Source organism: Thalassotalea mangrovi (assembly GCF_005116735.1).
GTDB lineage: Bacteria > Pseudomonadota > Gammaproteobacteria > Enterobacterales > Alteromonadaceae > Thalassotalea_A > Thalassotalea_A mangrovi.
Map to the genome: position 1 here is coordinate 26334 of NZ_SWDB01000004.1, position 20753 is coordinate 47086.

17 protein-coding genes are annotated in these 20753 nt (G+C 47.4%); 9 read left to right on the plus strand and 8 right to left on the minus strand.

The window, feature by feature from the left end:
- The first annotated feature begins 156 nt into the window (after positions 1–156).
- Together E8M12_RS01940 and E8M12_RS01945 are read left to right on the plus strand one after the other, a co-directional pair.
- Positions 157–1347, plus strand: a complete 1191-nt coding sequence (locus E8M12_RS01940; protein WP_246033984.1) for an efflux RND transporter periplasmic adaptor subunit — start codon at positions 157–159, stop codon at positions 1345–1347.
- On the plus strand, positions 1347–4511 hold the full coding sequence (locus E8M12_RS01945; protein WP_136734395.1) for an efflux RND transporter permease subunit: 3165 nt from the start codon (positions 1347–1349) through the stop codon (positions 4509–4511). Before E8M12_RS01940 ends, E8M12_RS01945 begins: the two co-directional genes overlap by 1 nt.
- An 88-nt stretch (positions 4512–4599) precedes the next feature.
- Here E8M12_RS01945 and E8M12_RS01950 read toward each other — a convergent pair whose 3' ends face one another.
- Positions 4600–5442: an isopenicillin N synthase family dioxygenase gene (locus E8M12_RS01950; protein WP_136734396.1), complete on the minus strand. Its 843-nt coding sequence runs from the start codon at positions 5440–5442 to the stop codon at positions 4600–4602.
- A gap of 192 nt (positions 5443–5634) precedes the next feature.
- On the opposite strand from E8M12_RS01950, the gene E8M12_RS01955 reads away from it, so the two are divergent.
- The 3 genes from E8M12_RS01955 (at position 5635) to E8M12_RS01965 (ending at position 7847) form a co-directional block, all read left to right on the plus strand.
- Positions 5635–5961 (plus strand): hypothetical protein, encoded by a 327-nt coding sequence (locus tag E8M12_RS01955; protein ID WP_136734397.1) that lies wholly within the window; start codon positions 5635–5637, stop codon positions 5959–5961.
- A 33-nt stretch (positions 5962–5994) separates the two neighbouring features.
- Positions 5995–6504, plus strand: coding sequence for a TlpA disulfide reductase family protein (locus tag E8M12_RS01960; protein ID WP_136734398.1), 510 nt, complete (start codon positions 5995–5997; stop codon positions 6502–6504).
- A 227-nt stretch (positions 6505–6731) separates the two neighbouring features.
- Positions 6732–7847 carry a porin gene (locus tag E8M12_RS01965; protein WP_136734399.1) on the plus strand — a complete coding sequence of 372 codons (1116 nt, stop codon included), beginning with the start codon at positions 6732–6734 and terminating at the stop codon, positions 7845–7847.
- A 338-nt stretch (positions 7848–8185) separates the two neighbouring features.
- Here E8M12_RS01965 and putA read toward each other — a convergent pair whose 3' ends face one another.
- Positions 8186–11971: a bifunctional proline dehydrogenase/L-glutamate gamma-semialdehyde dehydrogenase PutA gene (putA, locus tag E8M12_RS01970; protein ID WP_136734400.1), complete on the minus strand. Its 3786-nt coding sequence runs from the start codon at positions 11969–11971 to the stop codon at positions 8186–8188.
- A 152-nt stretch (positions 11972–12123) separates the two neighbouring features.
- Between putA and E8M12_RS01975 the strand changes: the two genes are divergently transcribed.
- Positions 12124–12597, plus strand: a complete 474-nt coding sequence (locus E8M12_RS01975; RefSeq protein ID WP_136734401.1) for an Lrp/AsnC ligand binding domain-containing protein — start codon at positions 12124–12126, stop codon at positions 12595–12597.
- Positions 12598–12640: 43 nt separating this feature from the next.
- Here E8M12_RS01975 and E8M12_RS01980 read toward each other — a convergent pair whose 3' ends face one another.
- Positions 12641–13165, minus strand: coding sequence for a macro domain-containing protein (locus tag E8M12_RS01980; protein WP_136734402.1), 525 nt, complete (start codon positions 13163–13165; stop codon positions 12641–12643).
- Positions 13166–13338: 173 nt separating this feature from the next.
- Here E8M12_RS01980 and E8M12_RS01985 point away from each other — a divergent pair, with 173 nt between their 5' ends.
- Positions 13339–13605, plus strand: coding sequence for an Lpp/OprI family alanine-zipper lipoprotein (locus tag E8M12_RS01985; protein ID WP_136734403.1), 267 nt, complete (start codon positions 13339–13341; stop codon positions 13603–13605).
- Positions 13606–13719: 114 nt separating this feature from the next.
- Here E8M12_RS01985 and E8M12_RS01990 read toward each other — a convergent pair whose 3' ends face one another.
- Positions 13720–14676 (minus strand): L,D-transpeptidase family protein, encoded by a 957-nt coding sequence (locus E8M12_RS01990; protein ID WP_136734404.1) that lies wholly within the window; start codon positions 14674–14676, stop codon positions 13720–13722.
- Between the two features lie 126 nt (positions 14677–14802).
- Between E8M12_RS01990 and E8M12_RS01995 the strand changes: the two genes are divergently transcribed.
- Together E8M12_RS01995 and E8M12_RS02000 are read left to right on the plus strand one after the other, a co-directional pair.
- Positions 14803–15570 (plus strand): class II aldolase/adducin family protein, encoded by a 768-nt coding sequence (locus E8M12_RS01995; RefSeq protein WP_136734557.1) that lies wholly within the window; start codon positions 14803–14805, stop codon positions 15568–15570.
- A 30-nt stretch (positions 15571–15600) separates the two neighbouring features.
- Entirely contained in the window at positions 15601–16776 is a 1176-nt protein-coding gene (locus tag E8M12_RS02000) for a mandelate racemase/muconate lactonizing enzyme family protein (protein WP_136734405.1), read from the plus strand.
- 248 nt (positions 16777–17024) lie between these two features.
- Here E8M12_RS02000 and E8M12_RS02005 read toward each other — a convergent pair whose 3' ends face one another.
- Genes E8M12_RS02005 through E8M12_RS02020 form a run of 4 tightly spaced genes read right to left on the minus strand, consistent with a single transcriptional unit; the run spans position 17025 to position 20725 of the window.
- Complete coding sequence (locus E8M12_RS02005; RefSeq protein ID WP_169303012.1) at positions 17025–17900, minus strand: amidohydrolase family protein; 876 nt, start codon at positions 17898–17900, stop codon at positions 17025–17027.
- 12 nt (positions 17901–17912) lie between these two features.
- Positions 17913–18650 carry an SDR family NAD(P)-dependent oxidoreductase gene (locus E8M12_RS02010; protein ID WP_136734407.1) on the minus strand — a complete coding sequence of 246 codons (738 nt, stop codon included), beginning with the start codon at positions 18648–18650 and terminating at the stop codon, positions 17913–17915.
- Positions 18647–19486: an NRDE family protein gene (locus E8M12_RS02015; protein ID WP_136734408.1), complete on the minus strand. Its 840-nt coding sequence runs from the start codon at positions 19484–19486 to the stop codon at positions 18647–18649. The genes E8M12_RS02010 and E8M12_RS02015 overlap by 4 nt, the downstream gene beginning before the upstream one ends.
- A 15-nt stretch (positions 19487–19501) precedes the next feature.
- Complete coding sequence (locus tag E8M12_RS02020) at positions 19502–20725, minus strand: threonine/serine exporter family protein (RefSeq protein ID WP_136734409.1); 1224 nt, start codon at positions 20723–20725, stop codon at positions 19502–19504.
- Positions 20726–20753: the final 28 nt, after the last annotated feature.

Here is a 20753-nt window from a genome sequence, read left to right on the forward strand (position 1 = left end):
ATATTTTTGGCATATCTCTATATAAAACAGCTTGTTATGTGATTTTTAAGTGGATTGTAATGACTTGTTACATGTGTTTACACATTTGTCAGTTACATTTGACTACAAATAGGTAACATATAGCGCAGAAAATTGCCTGAATACCGAGGTTTAAACGTGAAAATCAAAAGAATCGTACTGCCATTTGTGATCCTGGGCGTGGGTGTAGGCTCTTTCCTTGGCCTTTCCAGTATGCGGAAACCACCAGAAGAGAAGCCTCAGGAAGACGTCGTTCCTATTGTTGCTGTTAAGGATGTAACGCTTGGCTCTTTATCTTTGGATGTTTCGTCTTATGGCGTAATGCAACCGAAATATGAGACCCAGCTTATTGCCCAGGTCAGCGGCCAGATTGTCAAACTTTCTGATACCTTCGTGCGCGGTGGATTTGTCGAGAAAGGTGAGTTACTGGCACAAATTGATCCAAGTGATTATGAAGCGGCATTAGTCGATGCCGAAGCGACGCTTGCTTCTGCCCAAGCCGCACTAGAGCTTGAAAAAGCACAGGGCAAAGTGGCCGAACGCGAATGGCAGCGAATCAAAGACACATCGCCGACAGAGCTTAGCCTGCGCAAACCTCAGTTAGCGCAGGAAATGGCGCGGGTAAAAGCCGCTGAAGCTGCCGTTAAGCGGGCTCGTCGTAATTTACAGCGCACTAAGATTGTCGCCCCTTACGATGCCTTAGTTGCCGATCGTAATGTAGGCCTTGGCGCTGTGGTTGGTATGGGCAATCCAATGGGCACGGTGATGTCAATTGCGAACGGTGAAATTCGCTTGCCGGTGGCCAATAATCAGTTACGGTTCTTGAAAAACCAGGGGGTTGGCAGTTCTGTGACCCTTACCTCTGACCAGGCGGCAAGTGGCCAATCCTGGCAGGGTAAAGTGGTTCGCTCCGAAGGTGTTATTGATAATCAGTCACGTATGTCTTACCTGGTGGTGGAAGTTACCGATCCATACGCTCTGCAACAACAAAAATCACCGCTTAAGTTTGGTACTTACTTAAATGCCAGTATTGACGGTATTAAGGTTGAAGATGCGGCGCTGGTACCGCGTCATTTGGTGCTTGATCAACAGGTTGCCATTATGAACGGTGACGATGCACTGGAATATCGCCAGGTCAATATTCTTCGCCAGCAAGGTAAATCGGTAGTGGTTGACCAGGGCTTAAACAATGGTGACAGAATTATCACGTCGGCACTGGATTATCCGCTTGCCGGCATGAAACTTGCGATCCTGTCCGATGATGTCGACAGTCCTTTGGATGCTGAAAGCGACGAAAATGAAACTCAGGTCGCGTTGGGAGATAACTAATGGATGATACCAAAAAAGGGATCATTGCCTGGTTTGCCAGAAATCCGGTCGCCGCGAATTTATTGATGATCGTGATTATCCTTGGTGGCTTGTTCACTATGGGTACCATTCGCAAGCAGATATTTCCGCAAATCGAAATCAACTGGTTACGTTACCAGGCCATGTATCCTGGTGCTGCGCCCCAGGAAGTGGAAGAAGGCATCACCATTAAAGTTGAAGAGGCTTTAGAGTCGGTACAGGGGCTGGAACGCACCATTACCTATTCGGGCCGTAATAACTCCAATGGTTGGTTTCGAATCGACGACAACTATGATGCCCAGGTGGTGCTTGAAGAAGTAAAATCGGCGATTGACTCTATTTCTACCTTTCCGGCGGGGATGGAACGACCGACGGTTGAACGCGTAAAAATGGAACAGGAAGTTCTGTTTATCAGCTTGTATGGCGACCTGTCACAAATTCAACTGAAAGAATTAGGCCGCAAAGTTCACGATGAAATCCGTAAATTGCCGATGGTGAGCATCGTCAATTTTCACAGTGGCCTGGATTATGAAATCGCCATTGAAGTATCGAAAGATAAGTTACGCGCTTATGATTTGAGTTTCTCTGATGTTGCCAGTGCAGTTCGTAACTGGTCGCGAAATATGTCGGCCGGACAGATTCGCGCGGAAAATGGCTATATCAATCTGCGGGTAGAAAACCAGGCATATATTGGCCAGGAGTTCGAGCGCCTGCCGCTGATCACCCGTGAAGATGGTTCAAAAGTATTGCTGGGCGAAGTCGCTACTATCAGTGATGGATTCGAACAGGGTATTCAGTACTCGAAATTTAATGGCAAAAATGCGGTGAGTTTTGAAGTCAAAGCGGCGCCGGATCAAAGCATCACCGACATCGCTAAAATCGTCAATAACTACATCGAAGCCAAACAAAAGACCTTGCCTGAAGGCGTCGCTATCGATGCTTGGGTCGACTTGACCGAGTACCTGGAAGAACGACTGGATATGATGCTGTCGAATCTTTTGGGAGGAGCGATACTGGTATTTTTAATGTTGGCATTGTTCCTGCGCATTCGCCTGGCGTTCTGGGTAATGATGGGCCTACCGGTTTGTTTCCTCGGTACCCTGTTGTTTATGCCGATGTCCTTTATCAATGTCACCATCAGTTTAACTAGCTTGTTTGCCTTTATCATGGTGCTGGGTATCGTCGTTGATGATGCCATCGTGATGGGCGAAAGTGCCCATACGGAAGTGGAAAAGAATGGTAATAACATCGACAGCGTGATCCGCGGCGTGAAACGGGTTGCAATCCCGGCGACATTCGGGGTGTTAACTACCATTGCCGCCTTTATGCCATTTGTCATGGCTGATGGTCCACAGGCCGCCTGGGGACAGGCGATAGGTATGGTGGTTGTGTTATGTCTGGTGTTCTCGCTGATTGAGTCTAAGTTAATCTTACCGACGCACCTGGCCTCGATGAAAACCAAGGTTCATAACCCAAAAAATCCATTCGATGTTGCCCGCCGGAAAATCGACAATGGCCTGAAATCCTTCATTGAGAACGTATATCGCCCGATGCTGGTAAAAACCGTCGAGTATCGCTATGCCCTGGTGTGTTCATTCCTGGCCTTTGTGCTGATCTGTATTGGTATTATGCAGGCTGGATTTGTGCGGGATACCGGGATGCCGAAAATCCCTCATGATTTCCCTAAAGTTCGCCTGGAAATGAACCTGGATACCTCTGAGCAGGCGACCCTTAATGCGATTCGGGCGATTGAGAAGTCGATTGTCGAGGTAGATAACGAGCTTGAACAAGAATACGGCCAGAAGATGATTGCGTCGATGGCGGTGTATGTGGAAAGCCGCACTCGGGCGAATATGACGATTAAGTTAGTGCACCCGGAAGATCGTCCACTGAATACGTTCGAACTTGCCGAGTTATGGCGGGCTAACCTGCCGGTTATTCCTGGCGTAAAAGAGCTTAATATTCAGGATAGCCTGTTCGATAACCAGATGGATGATGGTGATATCGGCTTCCGCCTGGAAAGTCAGGATGGTCCGCAATTGTTGGCCGCCTCTCGTGAGTTGAAGGAAAAACTAAATTCACTGGTTGGGGTTAGCGATGTCAATGACTCTCGTATGGACGCGGCCCAGGAAGTACAATTTGACTTAAAACCGCTGGCGTATTCGTTAGGTCTTACCCTTGCCGACGTCGCATCTCAGGTGGGTTACAGTTTCTATGGACTGGAGGCGCAACGTATCCTGCGTAACGGCGAAGAAATCAAAGTGATGGTGCGTTACCCATTAGAACAACGTAGCTCAATCGGCCATGTGGAAGACGTGATGATCAAAGCGCCAAATGGTGCGGAAGTGCCGCTATCAGAAATTGCTGATATTCGCATTACCGATGGCGTTAACCAGATCCGTCGTGAAAATGGTGCCCGCCTGATAAATGTCTGGGCTAAGGTTGATAACTTCCAGGCGGATAAATTCCAGATCGCAAAAGACATTCGCGAGAATTTTATTCCCGAGCTGAGAAAGAAATATCCCGGCTTAAATAGTGAACTCGGTGGCCAGATCCAGGAAGAAATTGACAGTCAGAACACCTTGATTCGTGACTTCGTCATTACCTTGCTGATCGTTTATAGCTTGTTGGCGATTCCATTACGTTCCTATAGCCAGCCAATCATCATTATGTCGGTGATCCCGTTTGGTTTTATCGGTGCGGTCATTGGTCATATGGTGCATGGCCTGGATTTAAGTATCTTCTCATACTTTGGCCTTATTGCGGCTGCCGGTGTGGTGGTCAACGATTCCCTGGTGATGATAGATTTTGTCAACAAAGCCCGAGCTGAGGGCATGGCGGCAGCCAGAGCCGTCGTAGAGGCGGGTTGTAAACGCTTCAGAGCGATCTTGTTGACCTCGTTAACCACCTTTATCGGCCTGGTGCCTATCATGCTGGAAACCAGTATGCAGGCGAAAATGGTGGTACCGATGGCGGTATCGTTAGCTTACGGCGTGTTGTTTGCCACAGTGGTGACTCTGATTCTGATCCCTTGTTTGTATATCGTTTTCCAAGATATCGGGCGCGGCTTCAAACGCATGTTTGCCTGGTTTAAAGGCGATGAGAAAAAACCGTCAGTTGAAGCGGAAACAGTATCGGAATCCTAAGGATTCGCGAACATAAAAAAAGGGCCAACTCGATTGGCCCTTTTTTATGGCTGACAATAAAGTTAATGTCGGCCGATGACAGCATTCGTTAGTCTTTAACGCCCAACTCGCGCAACCGTTCTAAAAGGTAACTAGCCTGGGTATGGCGTTCCGATAACACCACTTCAGATCGAGGGTGTAAAAACAGCGGCAGGGAAATTCGCGACTTTTTCATATCGGCCCCTTCCGGGTTAATTACCCGGTGGCTGGTCGATGGAAAATAGCCGCCACTGGCTTCCTGCAACATATCGCCAATATTGATGATCAAGTTACCAAAATCGGACGGCACATCCATCCATTCGCCGGTATTCAACTGTACCTGCAGGCCTGGTTCATTGGCCGCTGGCAAAATGGTTAACAGGTTGATGTCCTCATGAGCGGCGGCTCGAATGGCGCCCGGTTGTTCATCCCCCTGCAACGGTGGGTAGTGCAAGACCCGTAACAGGGTATTTGGCGTATCTTTAATCATGTTCGATAACGGCTCATGATAAAGCTTTGATACTTCATCGGGACTGTATTTTTCAACCCAGTCGAGTAATTCCTGTGCTAAGGAAGACGCCTTTTGATAGTAATCGAGGATTTCCTCTTTTAGACTCTGCGGGATGCGACCCCAGGGATATACGTGATAGTACTCTTTGATATCTTTTTCTTTATGGCCTTTGGCGGTTTCTGAAATTTGAGGGCTGAAATATCCATCCTGTTTTTTAGGATCAAAGGCATAGTCATATTTTTCCTCAGAGTCGAAAAATTTTTGCCAGTTTTGATAAATGGATTCCACTAATTGCTGTTGGATTGGGTGATTTTTCAAAACCCCGAACCCAGTTTCCCGCAACGAGGCGACAAACTGTTGTGCGGCCTCAGGGTGTCGATAGTCAACTACCTGCATCATAATCTTGTACTCCTGTGTTGCTACACATTTTATACCAATTCCGGAGTGATAACATAGCGATAGCTATCGTGTATTGCTAATGCGTTGCCGCGAAGAACATTGCCGATATGAATGGTTACTGCTATGTTGGTTAAAGTCACTGCCGATAACAATGATGACAGTCAGTGCAAGCTTATTAAAAGAAAGGGGAAATTGATGAAACCATTCCTGTTATCCATCGCTGTAACGGTTTGTTTGTCCGCCTGTTCTTCATCCAATGCGGTTAATTGTGATGACATTCAAGTGAGCATGGAGCAGCAAAATGAATGTATTAGCCTCAAAAAGCAGATTGATAACGCTCGTGGCCAGCCGATACTGCGCACCGAATTGGAGCGCCGCTATGAGCAAGACTGTCTGAACCTTCGTTATTATCGTGATGATCAAGTGGTGGAGCGTTGCCAGAACCAGGAACAACTGGAGGAAGTGCGCAAAGAAGCCGAGCAGGAAGCCATTGACGAGAAGAAACAGCTTTCCTCCTGGTAATGCCAAAAAATGAAGTCGTAGGTTGTAAATTATATGTCTAAAGCTATATCGATATTTTTATGTTCTCTGGTTGTGCTAGCCGGGTTTGGTTTATATAGCATGCTTGGACAGGCTCAGAGTGAGGCAAGATCCAGCACTGGTAATATTGCCGAGCAGCAGCTTAAGCAGTTACTGGAGCAACATCAGGGAGATGTAATTTACCTCGATTTCTGGGCATCCTGGTGCATACCCTGTCGTAAATCCTTCCCGTGGATGAATGAGATGCAGAGTAAATATCAGGATCAGGGTTTTAAAGTCATTACCATCAACCTCGATGTTGATAAAAGCTTCGCTAAAGAATTCCTCAAACAATATCCCGCCGATTTCACCGTAATCTATGATCCGGAAGGTAAGATAGGGGAGGCATACCAGCTAAAAGGCATGCCAACCAGCTATGTGATTGGTCGTGATGGCAGTGTGGTTCGTGAAGAAGTCGGATTTTTTGAGGATAAAGTCGCTGAGTACGAACAAAAGTTAGTGGAAATCTTGAACGCACAGCCCTGAACCTCAGGATTATCAGTAATGAATCACCTCCTGTCACCAAACCTTCTTAAAAGCTTCATAATTGTAGAAAGATAATTTTTTATAACGGAAACAATCGGTAATAACCGGGAGAATACTTTTGCTTTAGAATAAACCGGCATGCAGGGCCACTGGTATTTATAATAAGTTGTTGAATTTCATCTTTTAAACTACCTTTTCAGAGAGTTTGTCAAAATCGGGGGTAGTTGATGTCCCTTACATCCATGGTTAAGTCCTTTTCTGCTTTCTCTCTTATCCCATTCATGGTTATCCCGGTAGCGTACGCCGAAGAACAAAAATCGGCATTTGAATCCGCCTGGGATGTAGCTGAGATCTGGGAGAACGAGGAGGGCGATTATTTTAGTTTGTCTGGCCGGCTGCATGCGGACGCGGCATGGTTTGATGCCGACCAGGGCGAGTTTAATGACTTGCTATGGCGTCGACTGCGCTTTGGCTTTAAAAGCGAGATTAACGGAGCGACGATTTCGTTTGAAGGGGATTTCGATCTCAATGATGCTCTCTCTGATAGTTATAACCGCCTTACCGATGCCAACATCGCCTGGACATTTGATAATGGCATGACATTGAAAGTGTTAAAGCAATCGGCGGGTTTTACCCTCGATGGTAAAACCTCATCGAAAAAACTTCTGACGCCACAGCGAAATAACCTGACCAATAATCTCTGGTTCACCGCCGAGTACTTCACCGGTGTCAGTGTTACTAATTCATTTGCCGATGATTGGACTTACTATGCCGGGCTGTTTTCCAGTGATCCCGAGGAGGAAATAGGATTTACCGAAGCGGCCTATTTCACCTTACTGGCGCTTGGTCGCGAGTTCACTGCCAACGACTGGTTTGATGGGGGCGAGATCCGCCTTGATTATGTGTACAACAAAGAAGATGAAAATGCCGGAACCCGGGACTTTGGCCATGTAAGCAGTCTGTCAGGACAGTTTCAAAAGGGCCAGTGGGGGTTGCGTACGGATTTAGCCTTCGGAAGCGGTTACTTTGACCAGGCGGATTTATTTGGCCTGGTGGTGATGCCTTATTATGATCAGAGTGAAGTCGTTCAGTATGTATTTCGTTATACCTACCTAAATAGTGATGGCGACAATGGTGTGCGTCTTGGGCGATACGAAAACCAAATTGAAAGTGACCGCGGTGATACGTACCACGAGTTGTTTGCCGGGGTAAATTTCTTTTTAAACGAGCATAAATTCAAAATTCACCTGGGTGCCCAATACGCCAATATGGACGATGATGCCAATGATGGTGGTGAATTCGATGGTTTCGGTATTACCGGGGCGTTAAGGGTTTACTGGTAACTTGGGACAAAAGGTGTCTAAGGGTGTCTAAAGGTGACGAAAGGTGTTTAAGGGTTATGGTCATGGATGACCGGTATGCCGAAAATGCAGGAGCTATTTTCGGTGACAACGAAACGCCTTGATTTTAGGTTCCAAATGTCATCCCGGTGTCGACCGGGATCTCGCTCTTTTGTTGTCGCCAGGCACAAAATCTTTGATTTTGCATGCTAGGAGCAGACTTGTCAGCGTGCTCGCTGCTTAAAGCAAAGGCCGTTCGCCATCCGAGACCTGAAACCTGAGACCTGAAACCCGAACACCCAGCGTTTCAGAGAAAAGCTGGGTGTTCAAAAAGGAAGATATTACGCATCTTCCATAGTCATTAACGATGCATTACCACCGGCGGCAGTTGTATCTATGGTAACGGTTTTCTCGGTAACCAGGCGATGCAACATGGCCGAATAACGAGCAGGGCTGATAACGGGCAAGATCGCCCCTTTACGCGCTGCCAGTTGCTCGGCTAAATAAGCCACCAGGGAACTTTGAGGACCACACACGACACCAGCAAGCACAGGATGAGCAAGTACCTCTGGCAACTGCGCTAAGCCAACCACCTGGAAGATACCAGATACCAGACCAAGCTTCTGCAATGCGCTTTCAATGGCAATGACTTCATTCAGGTAATCATCAGCAACCGCACACACGACGGTGTTGCCGGCAACCAATGCTGAAATAACGCTAACTAACCAGTATTCAAACGGCGTATTTGTGTCTCTTACTACCACCAGGGTACCACGGGATTCCAGGTAGAGTTTGTTCGACTCTCCCGTCGGCCCAGGCAAGGTAGTTGGTTTGCTAAGAGCTTTTTCAAAACTGTTGAGTTGCGCCCGCGCTGCTAGCATTGCCTGATCGAGATCCGTTTCCAGGTTCTGGACAATCGGATTTTTGGCCAGGTTGGCCAGCAACTGACGAGCGATCGAGGAGCGAATCTGTACATCGGTCATCGACCATTTGTTTTCATCACGCTTGGCCTGGCTCATGATTTTCTCAACATCGAGTTGATTGCTAGTTGTAGTCATTACCAGAATCTGCTCAACGGAAACCTGCTCTGTGGTGATGGTATCGTCGCTTACTTCCTTAACCAGACGGCTTAAATACATTGGGCCACCGGCTTTAGGACCAGTGCCAGAAAGACCACGGCCACCAAATGGCTGGACACCCACCACGGCACCAATCATGTTACGGTTTACGTAGATGTTACCGGCGCGTGAACGTTTAGTCAGGTATTCACTCTTCTCTTCAATACGGGTATGGATACCCATCGTCAATCCGAAACCGGTGGCATTAACCTGATCGATAACCTTATCCAAATCTTTCTCTTTATAGCGAATCACGTGTACGCAAGGACCGAATACTTCTTTGGTTAATACCGACAGTTCGGAAATTTCATACAAGCGTGGTGCGAAGAAAAAGTGGCCGGTGTCGCCCATATCCGGTACCTCACATTGATAATGCAAGGTCGCTTTATCCTGCAGGTAATCTACGTGATTATTAAGGTTGGTAAACGCTTTATTATCAATAACCGGACCAATGTCGGTGGACAGCATAGCCGGATCGCCTACGTGCAACTCCTGCATTGCGCCTTTAATCATGTTAATCACCCGGTCGGCGATATCTTCTTGCAGGAATAATACCCGCAATGCTGAACAGCGTTGTCCGGCACTCTGGAAACCTGAGGCAATCACATCATCGACTACCTGTTCTGGCAATGCCGTTGAATCAACAATCATACAGTTTTGACCGCCAGTTTCGGCAATCAGGGGGATCTGGTGGCCACGGCGCTCAGCCAGTTTTTGCGATATCCAGGTACCGGTCTCGGTAGAACCTGTAAACATCACAGCCTGCACTCGCTGATCAGGCACGACATGAGCACCGACCAAAGAGCCTCTGGCAATAACTGGAACGACAACGTTATCCGGCATCCCGACTTGCTGCATTAACTCGATAGTGCGTAGGGCGATTAAACTGGTTTGTTCCGCAGGTTTTGCCACTACCGTATTACCCATAACAATCGCCGCCGCGACTTGTCCAAGGAATATCGCCAACGGGAAGTTCCAAGGGCTGATACAAAGCACTACACCACGAGATTGCAATTCTTGTGACGGCAGCATTTCTTCGGCGCGAGCGGCATAATAACGACAAAAATCCACGGCTTCACGCACTTCGGCAACACCGTCTACCGGGATTTTACCCGCTTCTTTAATGCACAGGGCGATCATCTCATCACGGTGAGATTCCAACACATCGGCAATTTTACGCAACAGGTTGGCACGCTCGGTTACTGGCGTTTCTGACCAGTTGGCAAACGCCGCCTGAGCTTTGTCGACTGCCGCTGTCATTTCTTCTGGCTGCATGTGTTTCAGGTAACCAATCACTTCATCATGATTGGCTGGATTAATAACCGGCTCGGCGCCTTCAATGGCCGGTTGTGATGTTGCGTTAGTAAACCAATTATCCAGGTTCTCGCGCATCACACTTACCTGGTCAACGTTCGTTAAATCGATACCTTTTGAGTTGGCGCGCTCACTACCGTATATATCCAGGGACTGAGGGATCTGCGGATTGTATTTATTGACCCAGGCCTGCACCTGCTCAACCGGATCCTGTAACAGGCTTTCTACCGGGATGTCTTCATCAACGATGTTATTAACGAATGAACTGTTAGCGCCATTTTCAAGTAAACGACGAACCAGATAAGCGAGCAGGTCCGCATGTTCACCGACCGGTGCATATACCCGGCAGGCTACCTTATCGTTACGAACCACCTGGTCATACAGTGATTCACCCATGCCATGCAGGCGCTGGAATTCAAAGCCACTGTGGTCGTCGGTCATCTCCAGGATGGTGGCGACCGTGTATGCGTTGTGCGTTGCAAACTGCGGATAAATGCTATCACGGTAGTCGAGCAAACGTCTTGCACAGGCTTGGTAGGAAACATCTGTTGATGGCTTGCGGGAAAATACCGGGAAGTCTTCGTAGCCTTCCACCTGAGAGATCTTAATTTCAGAATCCCAATAGGCACCTTTTACCAGGCGAACCATCATTTGTCGGTTCGCCTTTTGGGTTTGCTGGCGTACCCATTCAATCACATACAAAGCTCGCTTCTGATAGGCCTGAACCGCAATACCAAAGCCGTCCCAACCATCGAGATCCTTGTCTGCAAATACAGCGCCAATCACATCAAGCGAGATATCCAGGCGATCCGCTTCTTCTGCATCAACAGTAAAACCGATATTGTATGATTTTGCCGCCAGCGCTAATTCTTTTAAGCGAGGGATCAATTCGTCCAGTACGCGCTCACGATGGGTGAATTCGTAACGAGGATGAATCGCTGAAAGTTTAATGGAAATCCCCGGGCTTTGCTGTGGTCCCTTGCCTTTTGCCGCTTTGCCGATGGCATCGATAGCGGTCATATAGCTTTGGAAGTAGCGATCCGCATCGGCCATGGTGCGCGCACCCTCTCCGAGCATGTCGTAGGAATAGGTATAACCTTTGGCTTCGGTTTTCTTGGCACGCTCAACAGCAGAGTCAATTTTTCGACCCATCACGAACTGAGTACCCATCACCTGCATGGCGTAACGCACGGCTTTACGAATAACCGGTTCACCCAGGCGCCCCATGGTCTTTTTTAACAGGCCAAATTGCTCTTTCTTGTTTTGATCAGTGTAGTTAACCATTTTGCCGGTTAGTAACAGACCCCATGATGAAGCGTTAACAAAAATTGAGTCGGAGTTACCGATATGGGAACTCCAGTCACCTTCCGCTAATTTGTCACGAATCAGACTATCGGCCGTTTTTTTATCTGGCACGCGAAGCAGGGCTTCTGCCAGACACATAAGTACTACACCTTCATCGGTTGATAAGGCAAATTCATTTAGCAGGGCGTCGACACCGCCTTTACCGACCTGCTCTTTGCGTATTTCAACCACCAACTGGCGGGCACGCTCCCAGGCTCTGGACTTCGCGGCAGGGCTGATTTCAGCAATCGGTAATAGGTTGGCAAGTACCTGGTTTTCATCAGCGCGATAATGGTCGCGAATTTGCTGACGAATAGGATCTGAAGTAATAAGTTTTCCGTTAAAAAGCATGGCAAGTGGCCCGAAATTTATACTATTTTTAGTGCGCAAGATTCTAGTGAATTTGCGACAGAATATGTGAGTGATATTCAGCTAATTTCAGTGTAATATTCGGCTAAGTTTAAAAAGTGCCAAATATTGTATTGTTTACTAAGGGTGGCGTCATGAGTAGCAAACCACGTTCATTGGACCGCATCGATCTTACTATTTTAGACACTTTGCAAAAGGATGGTCGAATTTCAAACGTTGAATTGGCAAAAAAAGTGAATTTAAGCCCCAGCCCTTGCCTGGACCGGGTAAAACGGCTTGAAAGTGAAGGTTATGTGAAGCGCTATGCAGCCATATTAAATGCTGAAAAGCTCAATATACCCATGTCTGCCTTTATACAGCTGACGTTAGATAAAACCACCGCTGATGTCTTTAATCATTTTCGTGGCGAAGTGGTCAAATTAAAAGAGGTCGCCGAATGCCATATGGTTGCCGGCGGTTTCGATTACCTGTTAAAACTTAGGGTCACCGGCATGCGTGATTATCGTGATGTGCTCGGTAAAATTGTCGAGTTACCCGGAGTCAGCCAGACCCATACCTATGTGGTGATTGATAAGATAAAAGAAGATTTGGGGTTACCAATAATCTAAGACTCAAAGCAACCATATTTCAAGGGGTCAGAGTTGTTGAATATCAACAACTCTGACCCCTTGAAATTAATTCTCTGTTCCAGATCGCCATAATCGCGTCGTTAAACAGGTAAAACTGAATATTCAACCCGGAATAGTCAGGCCGTTGACAAACGTCGATAGCAATTTCGGCCGCTTCCTCAATCGGGTAGCCGTATATACCACAGGAAATTGCCGGAAAGGCGATGGACTTGCAATGGTGGTCTAACGCCAGGGTTAAGGCGTTTTGGTAACTTGCTGCCAGAGTTTGTTGTGGCGTTTTGTCGCTTTGGTATATCGGGCCTGCGGTGTGTATGACGTACTTGGCGGCAAGATTACCGGCGCTGGTGATCCTGGCCTCGCCAAAAGGACAGCGGATACCGTTTATCGCTGGCACTTTCTTGCACACAGATAATAATTCCGGGCCAGCGGCGCGGTGGATTGCCGCGTCAACACCACCACCGCCAAGCATGCGTGGGTTTGCCGCATTGACGATGGCATCGACTTTAGCGGTGGTTATGTCACCCTGAATGATATTTATTGTTCCCATCCCTTACTCTCCCATATTGAAATTTAACTATGGTTGTTGTGGCGAATTTCTTCAAAAAAAACAAAGCGTTTTTTAATTATTGTGCTATATTGCCAGAAGATATTGATTGCTTTTCGACCAGGTTGGGTGGTTAAGTGATTGTAATTGTTAGCGGTAAATTTTGGAGTAGCTAGATGAAAAACAAGATGATGACACTTGCGGGGATGGTATTTGCTCTCGGTCTTGCAGGCTGTTCAAGTAACGAAATGTTAGAAAAAAATGTTGCCGATCTTAATATGAAGGTCGATAATCTGTCCGCTCAGGTGGATAGCCTTAGTAGCGAAGTTGCGGATCTTAAAGTGCAACAACAACAGGCTACTGCTGACGCGATGGCGGCAAAAGAAATGGCCGCAGAAGCGAATGAACGCGTTGATAACGTGGTTGAATCTTACAAGAAATAAGCGATTCATCCAGGCACAGAAAAACGGGCAACGCCCGTTTTTTTTGTGCCTGGATGGCTATAAGCTTCAAGCAATAAGCTGTAAGTAGCTTTAATATGAAGCTTAGTGTGTTGATTACAGGCTTCCGGCTTCACTAACTTGGCTGTTGTCCTGCTCATTGGCATAACTACCGGGCGATATCTGCATCGGGATGCCTTTCGGAGATTTCACATACTCTTCTAACAGCCCCAGTAGATCGGGGTCGTTGCCAAGAAAATTCTTCACCCCATCAGAAAATGGCAGCAGGCTTGGCTGTTGGTGATTTTCCAGGGACAAAGGCGAATGCACCTCAATCAGGCGGGTATTCGGCTCTTGGTAAGTCATTTTTATCGGCTGGTCGATGATGGTCACTTTGGTGCCGATATCTATTTCGTTAAATAACCATTCAATATCTTTCGGGTACATACGAATACAACCAGAACTTACCCGCATGCCAATGCCAAAGCGTTGGTTAGTGCCGTGGATCAGATAAACGCTTTGGCCAAGGCGTAGCGCATGATCACCAAGCGGGTTTTCCGGACCTGCTGGTATCACTTTCGGCATCGGCGTACCGTGTTGCTGCTGATATTCCTCGCGCTTATCATCGGTCGGATACCAGTCTGGCTTGTGTCGCTTTTCGCTGATGTGTGAAATCAGCGTAGGGGTGGAGTCTCCGATTTTACCAATACCGACCGGAAACACATGCACCTTATTACTTTCCTCTGGGAAATAATACAAACGTAATTCCGATAAATTGACCACAATCCCTTCGCGTTTTGCGTATGGCAGGATCATCTGACTCGGAATAGTCAGCACCATACCGGGTTTTAGTCGAGTCGGATCAACGCCAGGATTTGATTCCATCAAGGCCAGAAATCCAATATCATATTGTTCGGCAATCTTTTGAAAATAATCACCTTTTTCAACAGTATGGTAAGTAATACTGCCAATTAATCGGCCATTATCCGGGGTTAACGTGTATTCTTTGGCATTAGAGGCGGAGCTGAGGACGATTAGAATCAGTGAAACAAGAAAAAGTACTGCGTTTTTCAATAGCTGCTATCCATAGTATGACAATTGCTGACAGCTAGTTTACTCTGACCAGTGATTAATTACCAGACAGCGATATCGACATTAAAGCAGATATACTTAAGCCAGAGAATAATATAAGGATTGATGGTGTTTGATTTACCGATACGAAATTTAAAAGATCAGGTCAGCGATATCGAGTGGCAGACGCGGATTGATCTTGCCGCCTGTTACCAGCTGGTTGCCTACTTTGGCTGGGACGACCTGATATATACCCATATTTCCGCCCGCATCCCCGAAACCGAACACTTTCTGATCAACGCTTTTGGTATTACGTTTGATGAAGTTTGCGCCTCGAACCTGGTAAAAATCGATATTGACGGCAATATACTTGATGGTGGTCCATTTCAGATAAATCCGGCAGGTTTTACCATACACAGCGCCATTCATCAGGTGCGCCATGATGCGGGGTGCGTTTTGCATCTTCACACCGTTCCGACCATAGCGGTCGCCAGCCAGCCAAACGGCTTGTTGCCGTTAAGTCAGTATTCGATGTTTTCAATCGCTTCAATGGCCTACCATGAATATGAGGGGTTGGCGGTAAACCCGGCAGAGAAGAAGCGTTTGCAGGACAATCTCGGTAATCACCATCATATGCTGCTCCGAAACCATGGTGCGCTTACGGTAGGAAACACCATCGGCGATGCCTTTATGCGCATGTATGATTTAAATCGTGCCTGTGAAATTCAACTGGCCATACAGGGCAGTGGTGTGGAATCCATAAGTGTTGGACAGCCCATCATCGATAATATTTATGCCCAGGCGAATATCGTTCATAGCGGTACAACCGGGGGTCAAAAAGCCTGGCCAGCAATGTTGCGCAAGGCTTATAAAATAAACCCGGATTTCATTAAATAACAGGTTCAGGAATTGCAGGAAGGAATCACCATGAAAATTACCCGAGTTGAGATTTTTGATATTCATTGCCCTAAGCGAGAGGTCTGGAATCCGGTCTTTGTGCGAATTCATACCGATGCTGGCATCAGTGGCGTTGGTGAAGCGGGACTGGCCTATGATTTGGGTCACAGCGCTGCAGCTCATATGATCAAAGAGATAGCCGAAGCTATGCTGATTGGCTTCAACCCCTTTCAAACTGAACTGTTATGGTCGCGGATGCTAAGGGAAAGTTTCTGGGGGCTCGGCGGCGGTCCGGTGATTTATGCGGCGATGAGTGCCATCGATACCGCTCTGTGGGATATTAAGGGCAAGGCTTTGAATGTGCCTGTATATCAACTATTGGGCGGCAAAGTTAATGAAAAACTGCGTACCTATGCCAGTCAGCTGCAATTTGACTGGGATACACAAGTGAATCGCTTAAACGATCCTGCTGATTATGCCAGGGCGACGGAAAAAGCCTTAAAAGAAGGTTACGATGCAGTCAAAGTCGATCCCATTATGTATGACATGCATGGCGTCACTCACTTTGACCGGACTAAGTTGTTCACCAATCCGGAGCTGAAGTTATTCCGGGCCCGGTTGGCAGCAATTCGCGATGTCATGGGCGATGATGGCGATATTATTTTCGAATGCCATAGCCTGTTAGGCGCAACGACAGCGATACAGTTGGGCGATATGGTCGAAGAGTTCCGTTGTATGTATTACGAAGAGCCGGTGAATTACCTAAATTCGGATTTACATAAGAAAGTCGCTGATAAGGTCAATGTACCGATTGCCGGCGGTGAGCGCTTGTATAACCGGTGGGGCATCAAACCTTACATGCAGGACCAGTCAATCGATGTGCTACAGCCGGATGTTGGTTTGTGTGGAGGATTTACTGAAACGAAAAAAGTGTGTGATTATGCCGACACCTTCGATGTTCGAATTCAGGCCCATGTATGCGGTGGGCCGGTGGCGACCGCTGCTGCCTTGCACCTGGAAACCGCACTACCTAATTTCCTGATTCATGAGCACCACACCTATGCGATTAAAGACTGGAACAGGGAACTATGCGTTCAGGATTTGCAGCCAGTGAATGGCTATTTCCAGGTCAGTGATGAGCCAGGTTTAGGCATCGAGCTTAATGACGAGGTGGTTTACCGGTCTCCGAATATGGAGGTTAAATAAGTTTTAGGAGGGAGACTAACGTCGGTTATTGCCACGGACGGCATGTATGCAGAAAATGCAGGGAGCAATTTTCTGTGAGGACTGCGTCGAAGGAAACTAGTGTCGGTTATCGCCACAGACGACATGGTTGCAGAAAATACTTAAGCAATGAGTGCTGTTACGACAACGTCCTCACCGATGAAATCCTCACCGACATCGTCCTCGGCGACGCACTCTCCCACCATAAACAAAGACTTTAGGTCGCTGACCTAAAGTCTGTAAATCCTTTTGGCATTATCATGAGCCAGTACCTGGAACGCCTCGTCGCTCAGGTCTAACTCTTCAGAATAACCAAGCCAGAGGTCGTCGTATGGAATGCTGAGCAAATTAATTGGAAAGTTACTGGCCAGCATTAACTTATCGAGGCCGTACAAGTTTTTTAGTTTATGAACCAGCCACTTTGCCTGTTGCCAGTTCCAGCGTAGGTTTTGCATTTCCATGCCGGAAATTTTCACGGCAATGTTATCCTGATCAGAAAAGTAATGCATGGCCGCTCGCCACATGGCATATTCGGGCAACGCGGGCCATTCGCTGTAATCCCTGAGAATGCCCGCATGGTTGATACATATCTGCAAATCAGGATACTTACTGGCAAGCGTTGCCAGACGTATCGCACTATCTAAATCACAGCAATCGAGCTGTGCTTCAAAAATGAGTTGGTTTTCCGCCAGTAGCGCCAGGTTTTTCTCAAACGTTGGGTCATTGAGTAACCACTCACCATGTTCATCAATAATATGCCGAACACCGATAAAATGGCTGTAGTGTTTCAGGCGCTTGAGAGATTCGCGAAAATCGTCTTTGGTTAAATCCGCACAGGCAATGGAACGATAAGTGGGTAATGTCCGGTTGTTGAGGAAATCCAGCTCTTTTTCCGGATTAAGATTGTCGAATCCGGCTTCGATATGCACTAAGCCTTGTAACTGGATAGCTGGGTTGGTGGGTAAATGCGTCTCGTTAAAGTTTTTCTGGAGTATTTTTTTATTATGCCAAAAGGGAGGGTGATCGGGTTTTAGCCAATGATAATGACCATTTTGATAATCAAAAAAATGTAGATGGGGATCGATGATGTTGATCGAATCAGCCATGGTAACTCCCATTTACCCTGTGGTGTAACCACCGTCGATGACCTGCAGCGCACCGGTAATAAAGCTTGCCTTGTCGCCAGCCAGAAATAACGCGTATTCTGCCACTTCATCGGGTTGTCCAAGCCGTCCGATTGGTTGCAGGGCTTCTTCCTCCCGATGTACCTCTTGCTTGTCGGCTCCCGAACGCTTGCAATACGCATCGATCGCCCGGTGATACAAGGGCGTTTCGATGGTGCCAGGGCAAATGGCATTGGCGCGGATATTAAACTGAGCATAATCTAACGCCGTGGTTTTTGCCATGGCAGCCAGGGCATGCTTGCTTAGGCAATAAGCAAATGAATTGCTTTTGGCAATCAGTGCCTGGTCGGAAGCGATGTATAAAATTACCCCCGAGTTTTGCTGTTTCATCATCGGCAGCACAGCCTGCGTCGCGGCAAAGGCACCTTTTACATTAAGATCAATGAGGTCATCAAAGACTTTTTCACTGGTGTTTTCAATATTGGCAGACAAATGACGCCCAGCGTTTGAGATCAGTACATCGACTCGACCGGATTGTTTAATAATGTTTTCGATGGCCTTTTGTGTGGCATTAAAGTCACTGACATCGCATTGCACATATTCACCATTTTCGCCGGGTTTTAAATCCAGGTTAAATACCCGATAGCCATTTTGTTCAAAGCATTTGACAATGGCGGCGCCGATACCGGATGACCCACCGGTTATGATGCAAATATTTTCCTGATTACTCATGAGTAATGTTTATCCTGTAATTGAAATTCTGCCATCGACTGTCGGTTGCCGTTATTATCGTAGGTTAACTCAAACAGGCTGGCGCCACCTTGCTTATGGGTGAAAAATAGCGTGGTCGAGCGAGTACCGTAGTGTTCTGATTGAATAAAAATACTGGATAACCGCCTTTCCCAGTCGATACCGACGCCGGTATCCGGTAAAAGTGCATCCGGGGCGGTACTTTGATCCTGCATTATCTCCAGTAAGGCATCTATTTGTAGGGGTTCATGCTTAGTTACTATCGTCTCAAGGGCTTTCTCGCCTTTGGCCATTTTCGGCCATTTATCGTTAAGATTGCCGTTGCAGATGGCATGAAAACCTTCGCCGAGTCTTTGTTGTTGCTGGGTTCGTGAGTTGTAACAAAACAGCGCCGGATCGCTGATGTCATTGCGCTGGTAAATCAGATTAAATGGATTGTATTCGTAACCGTTCACTAGCAACCAATCGAGATCAATATCGCTATCTTTTGATAGTGCGGTGCTTACCAACTCACCGCGTGAGCGCATCCGCTGTTGCTGGGGATGATCAGTTGCATTGCCATCGCGAATATTCGTCAGGGCGCTAAAGCGCAGGCCATTGGCAATATTGTCCGGATCATACGCCACGCCGAGCCAGGTTCCACCTGCCTGACTATCTTTGCCTGCGGTAATTTGCCATTTACCAGAAGACGCGTCATGGTGTTGTATTGGCCAGTGGTGCATGGCTTGCGTCGGCCGTCGATAAAACTCATCGCGATTGGCGCACACGATCAGTGGGTGATCGGGATGTTGGTTGATGGCGATAAACAAGATGCACATGGTTGTTTTAACCTTTTACAGGGAAGACTTAGGCCGTACCGCGACATTAGCAAAGATTAATCCTGCGACTATCGACATAAAAATCAAAAAGGTTTCAGAGCCAATTTGATTGATTTTAACAATTTCTGTGCCTGTCACTAAAGAGTTTAAGCCGATATACACTTTCGAACCGGGTACCAGAACGACAAGGCCCTGCAGCATTACTATGGTGGCTGGGGCTTTGGCAAAGCGGGCGAACAGGTTGGAATAGACGCCAATCGCAAAGGCTCCAGCAAAGGCACCGAGTGCCACGCCCACATACATGCCAGCCCAGCGGCTGGCGCTGAAAGCAATGAAACCGGCTAAAATGCCCCACAGCGCATGGCGAGGGCGGGCACGGAATATGACCACGAGTGATAACGAGAGAATAAATACCGCCAGCCATACGGTCCAGTCGGGAACCGGAGTGCTGGCCACAAATTCTGCCCGGCCCCATATCAGGTTGGCGATTGCCATTCCCAGTACACCACCGAAATAGAGCTTAAACAGGATCATCACCGCATGCATGATTTTCGCCGTTCCTGATATCAAATCTTTTTCCGACAGTTCCGCAAGACCTGTGGTTAGTGACAAACCAGGAATAAAAATAATAATGGATGACAAAATCACCAGCGTTGTATTTATCGATGGATCGTATTGGCTTATCGCACTGGCCGCAAGGGCGATGATGATCGCCGTGATGGGCTCCAGTGCGTTGGCAACGCCCTTTGAGCGTTCTGACCAGAGCACCAGGAAATAAACCAGAAAGCCTAATATGGTTGACCAGAAAACATCGTGCCAGGTGGTATGCATAAGTAGCGCGAAAGCGCCCGGAGAGGCACCATAAGCAAGAAAAATAAGAAACCCATGATAAGGAGAAGGGCGCTGGGCAATATCTTCGAGCCGTTCAATGGCTTCGGCCAGTGTTCTTTGTCCAGACGCGAGTTCTTCAACCAAATCGTTAGCTCGGGAGAGGGCGCCTAAATCAATATCCCCTGGGTTAACCCGCACTACATAATTGTATTCTTGCTGATCTTCGATATTGTAAAGGACAAACGTCAGGGCAGTCGGGGTGATAACGAAAGAGGCGGGAATTTCAAGAAAGTTGGATACACTTTTCAAGTGACTTTCGAGGCGGTAGGCCGTAGCACCGAACTTGTGTAGCGATTTTCCGAGGGCGACGATAAAGTGACGTTTCTGGGTAAATGAATCGGGCTTCACGTAACTTCCAAATTGACCGAATAGTTAA

Bases quoted from the DNA above. Each gene is read 5' to 3' on its own strand.
- E8M12_RS01945 (WP_136734395.1), top strand. From the start codon at position 1,347: ATGGATGATACCAAAAAAGGGATCATTGCCTGGTTTGCCAGAAATCCG.
- E8M12_RS02015 (WP_136734408.1), bottom strand. From the start codon at position 19,486: ATGTGCATCTTGTTTATCGCCATCAACCAACATCCCGATCACCCACTG.
- E8M12_RS01960 (WP_136734398.1), top strand. From the start codon at position 5,995: ATGTCTAAAGCTATATCGATATTTTTATGTTCTCTGGTTGTGCTAGCC.
- E8M12_RS02000 (WP_136734405.1), top strand. From the start codon at position 15,601: ATGAAAATTACCCGAGTTGAGATTTTTGATATTCATTGCCCTAAGCGA.
- E8M12_RS02005 (WP_169303012.1), bottom strand. From the start codon at position 17,900: ATGGCTGATTCGATCAACATCATCGATCCCCATCTACATTTTTTTGAT.
- E8M12_RS01980 (WP_136734402.1), bottom strand. From the start codon at position 13,165: ATGGGAACAATAAATATCATTCAGGGTGACATAACCACCGCTAAAGTC.
- E8M12_RS01985 (WP_136734403.1), top strand. From the start codon at position 13,339: ATGAAAAACAAGATGATGACACTTGCGGGGATGGTATTTGCTCTCGGT.
- E8M12_RS01965 (WP_136734399.1), top strand. From the start codon at position 6,732: ATGTCCCTTACATCCATGGTTAAGTCCTTTTCTGCTTTCTCTCTTATC.
- E8M12_RS02010 (WP_136734407.1), bottom strand. From the start codon at position 18,650: ATGAGTAATCAGGAAAATATTTGCATCATAACCGGTGGGTCATCCGGT.
- E8M12_RS01955 (WP_136734397.1), top strand. From the start codon at position 5,635: ATGAAACCATTCCTGTTATCCATCGCTGTAACGGTTTGTTTGTCCGCC.
- E8M12_RS01975 (WP_136734401.1), top strand. From the start codon at position 12,124: ATGAGTAGCAAACCACGTTCATTGGACCGCATCGATCTTACTATTTTA.
- putA (WP_136734400.1), bottom strand. From the start codon at position 11,971: ATGCTTTTTAACGGAAAACTTATTACTTCAGATCCTATTCGTCAGCAA.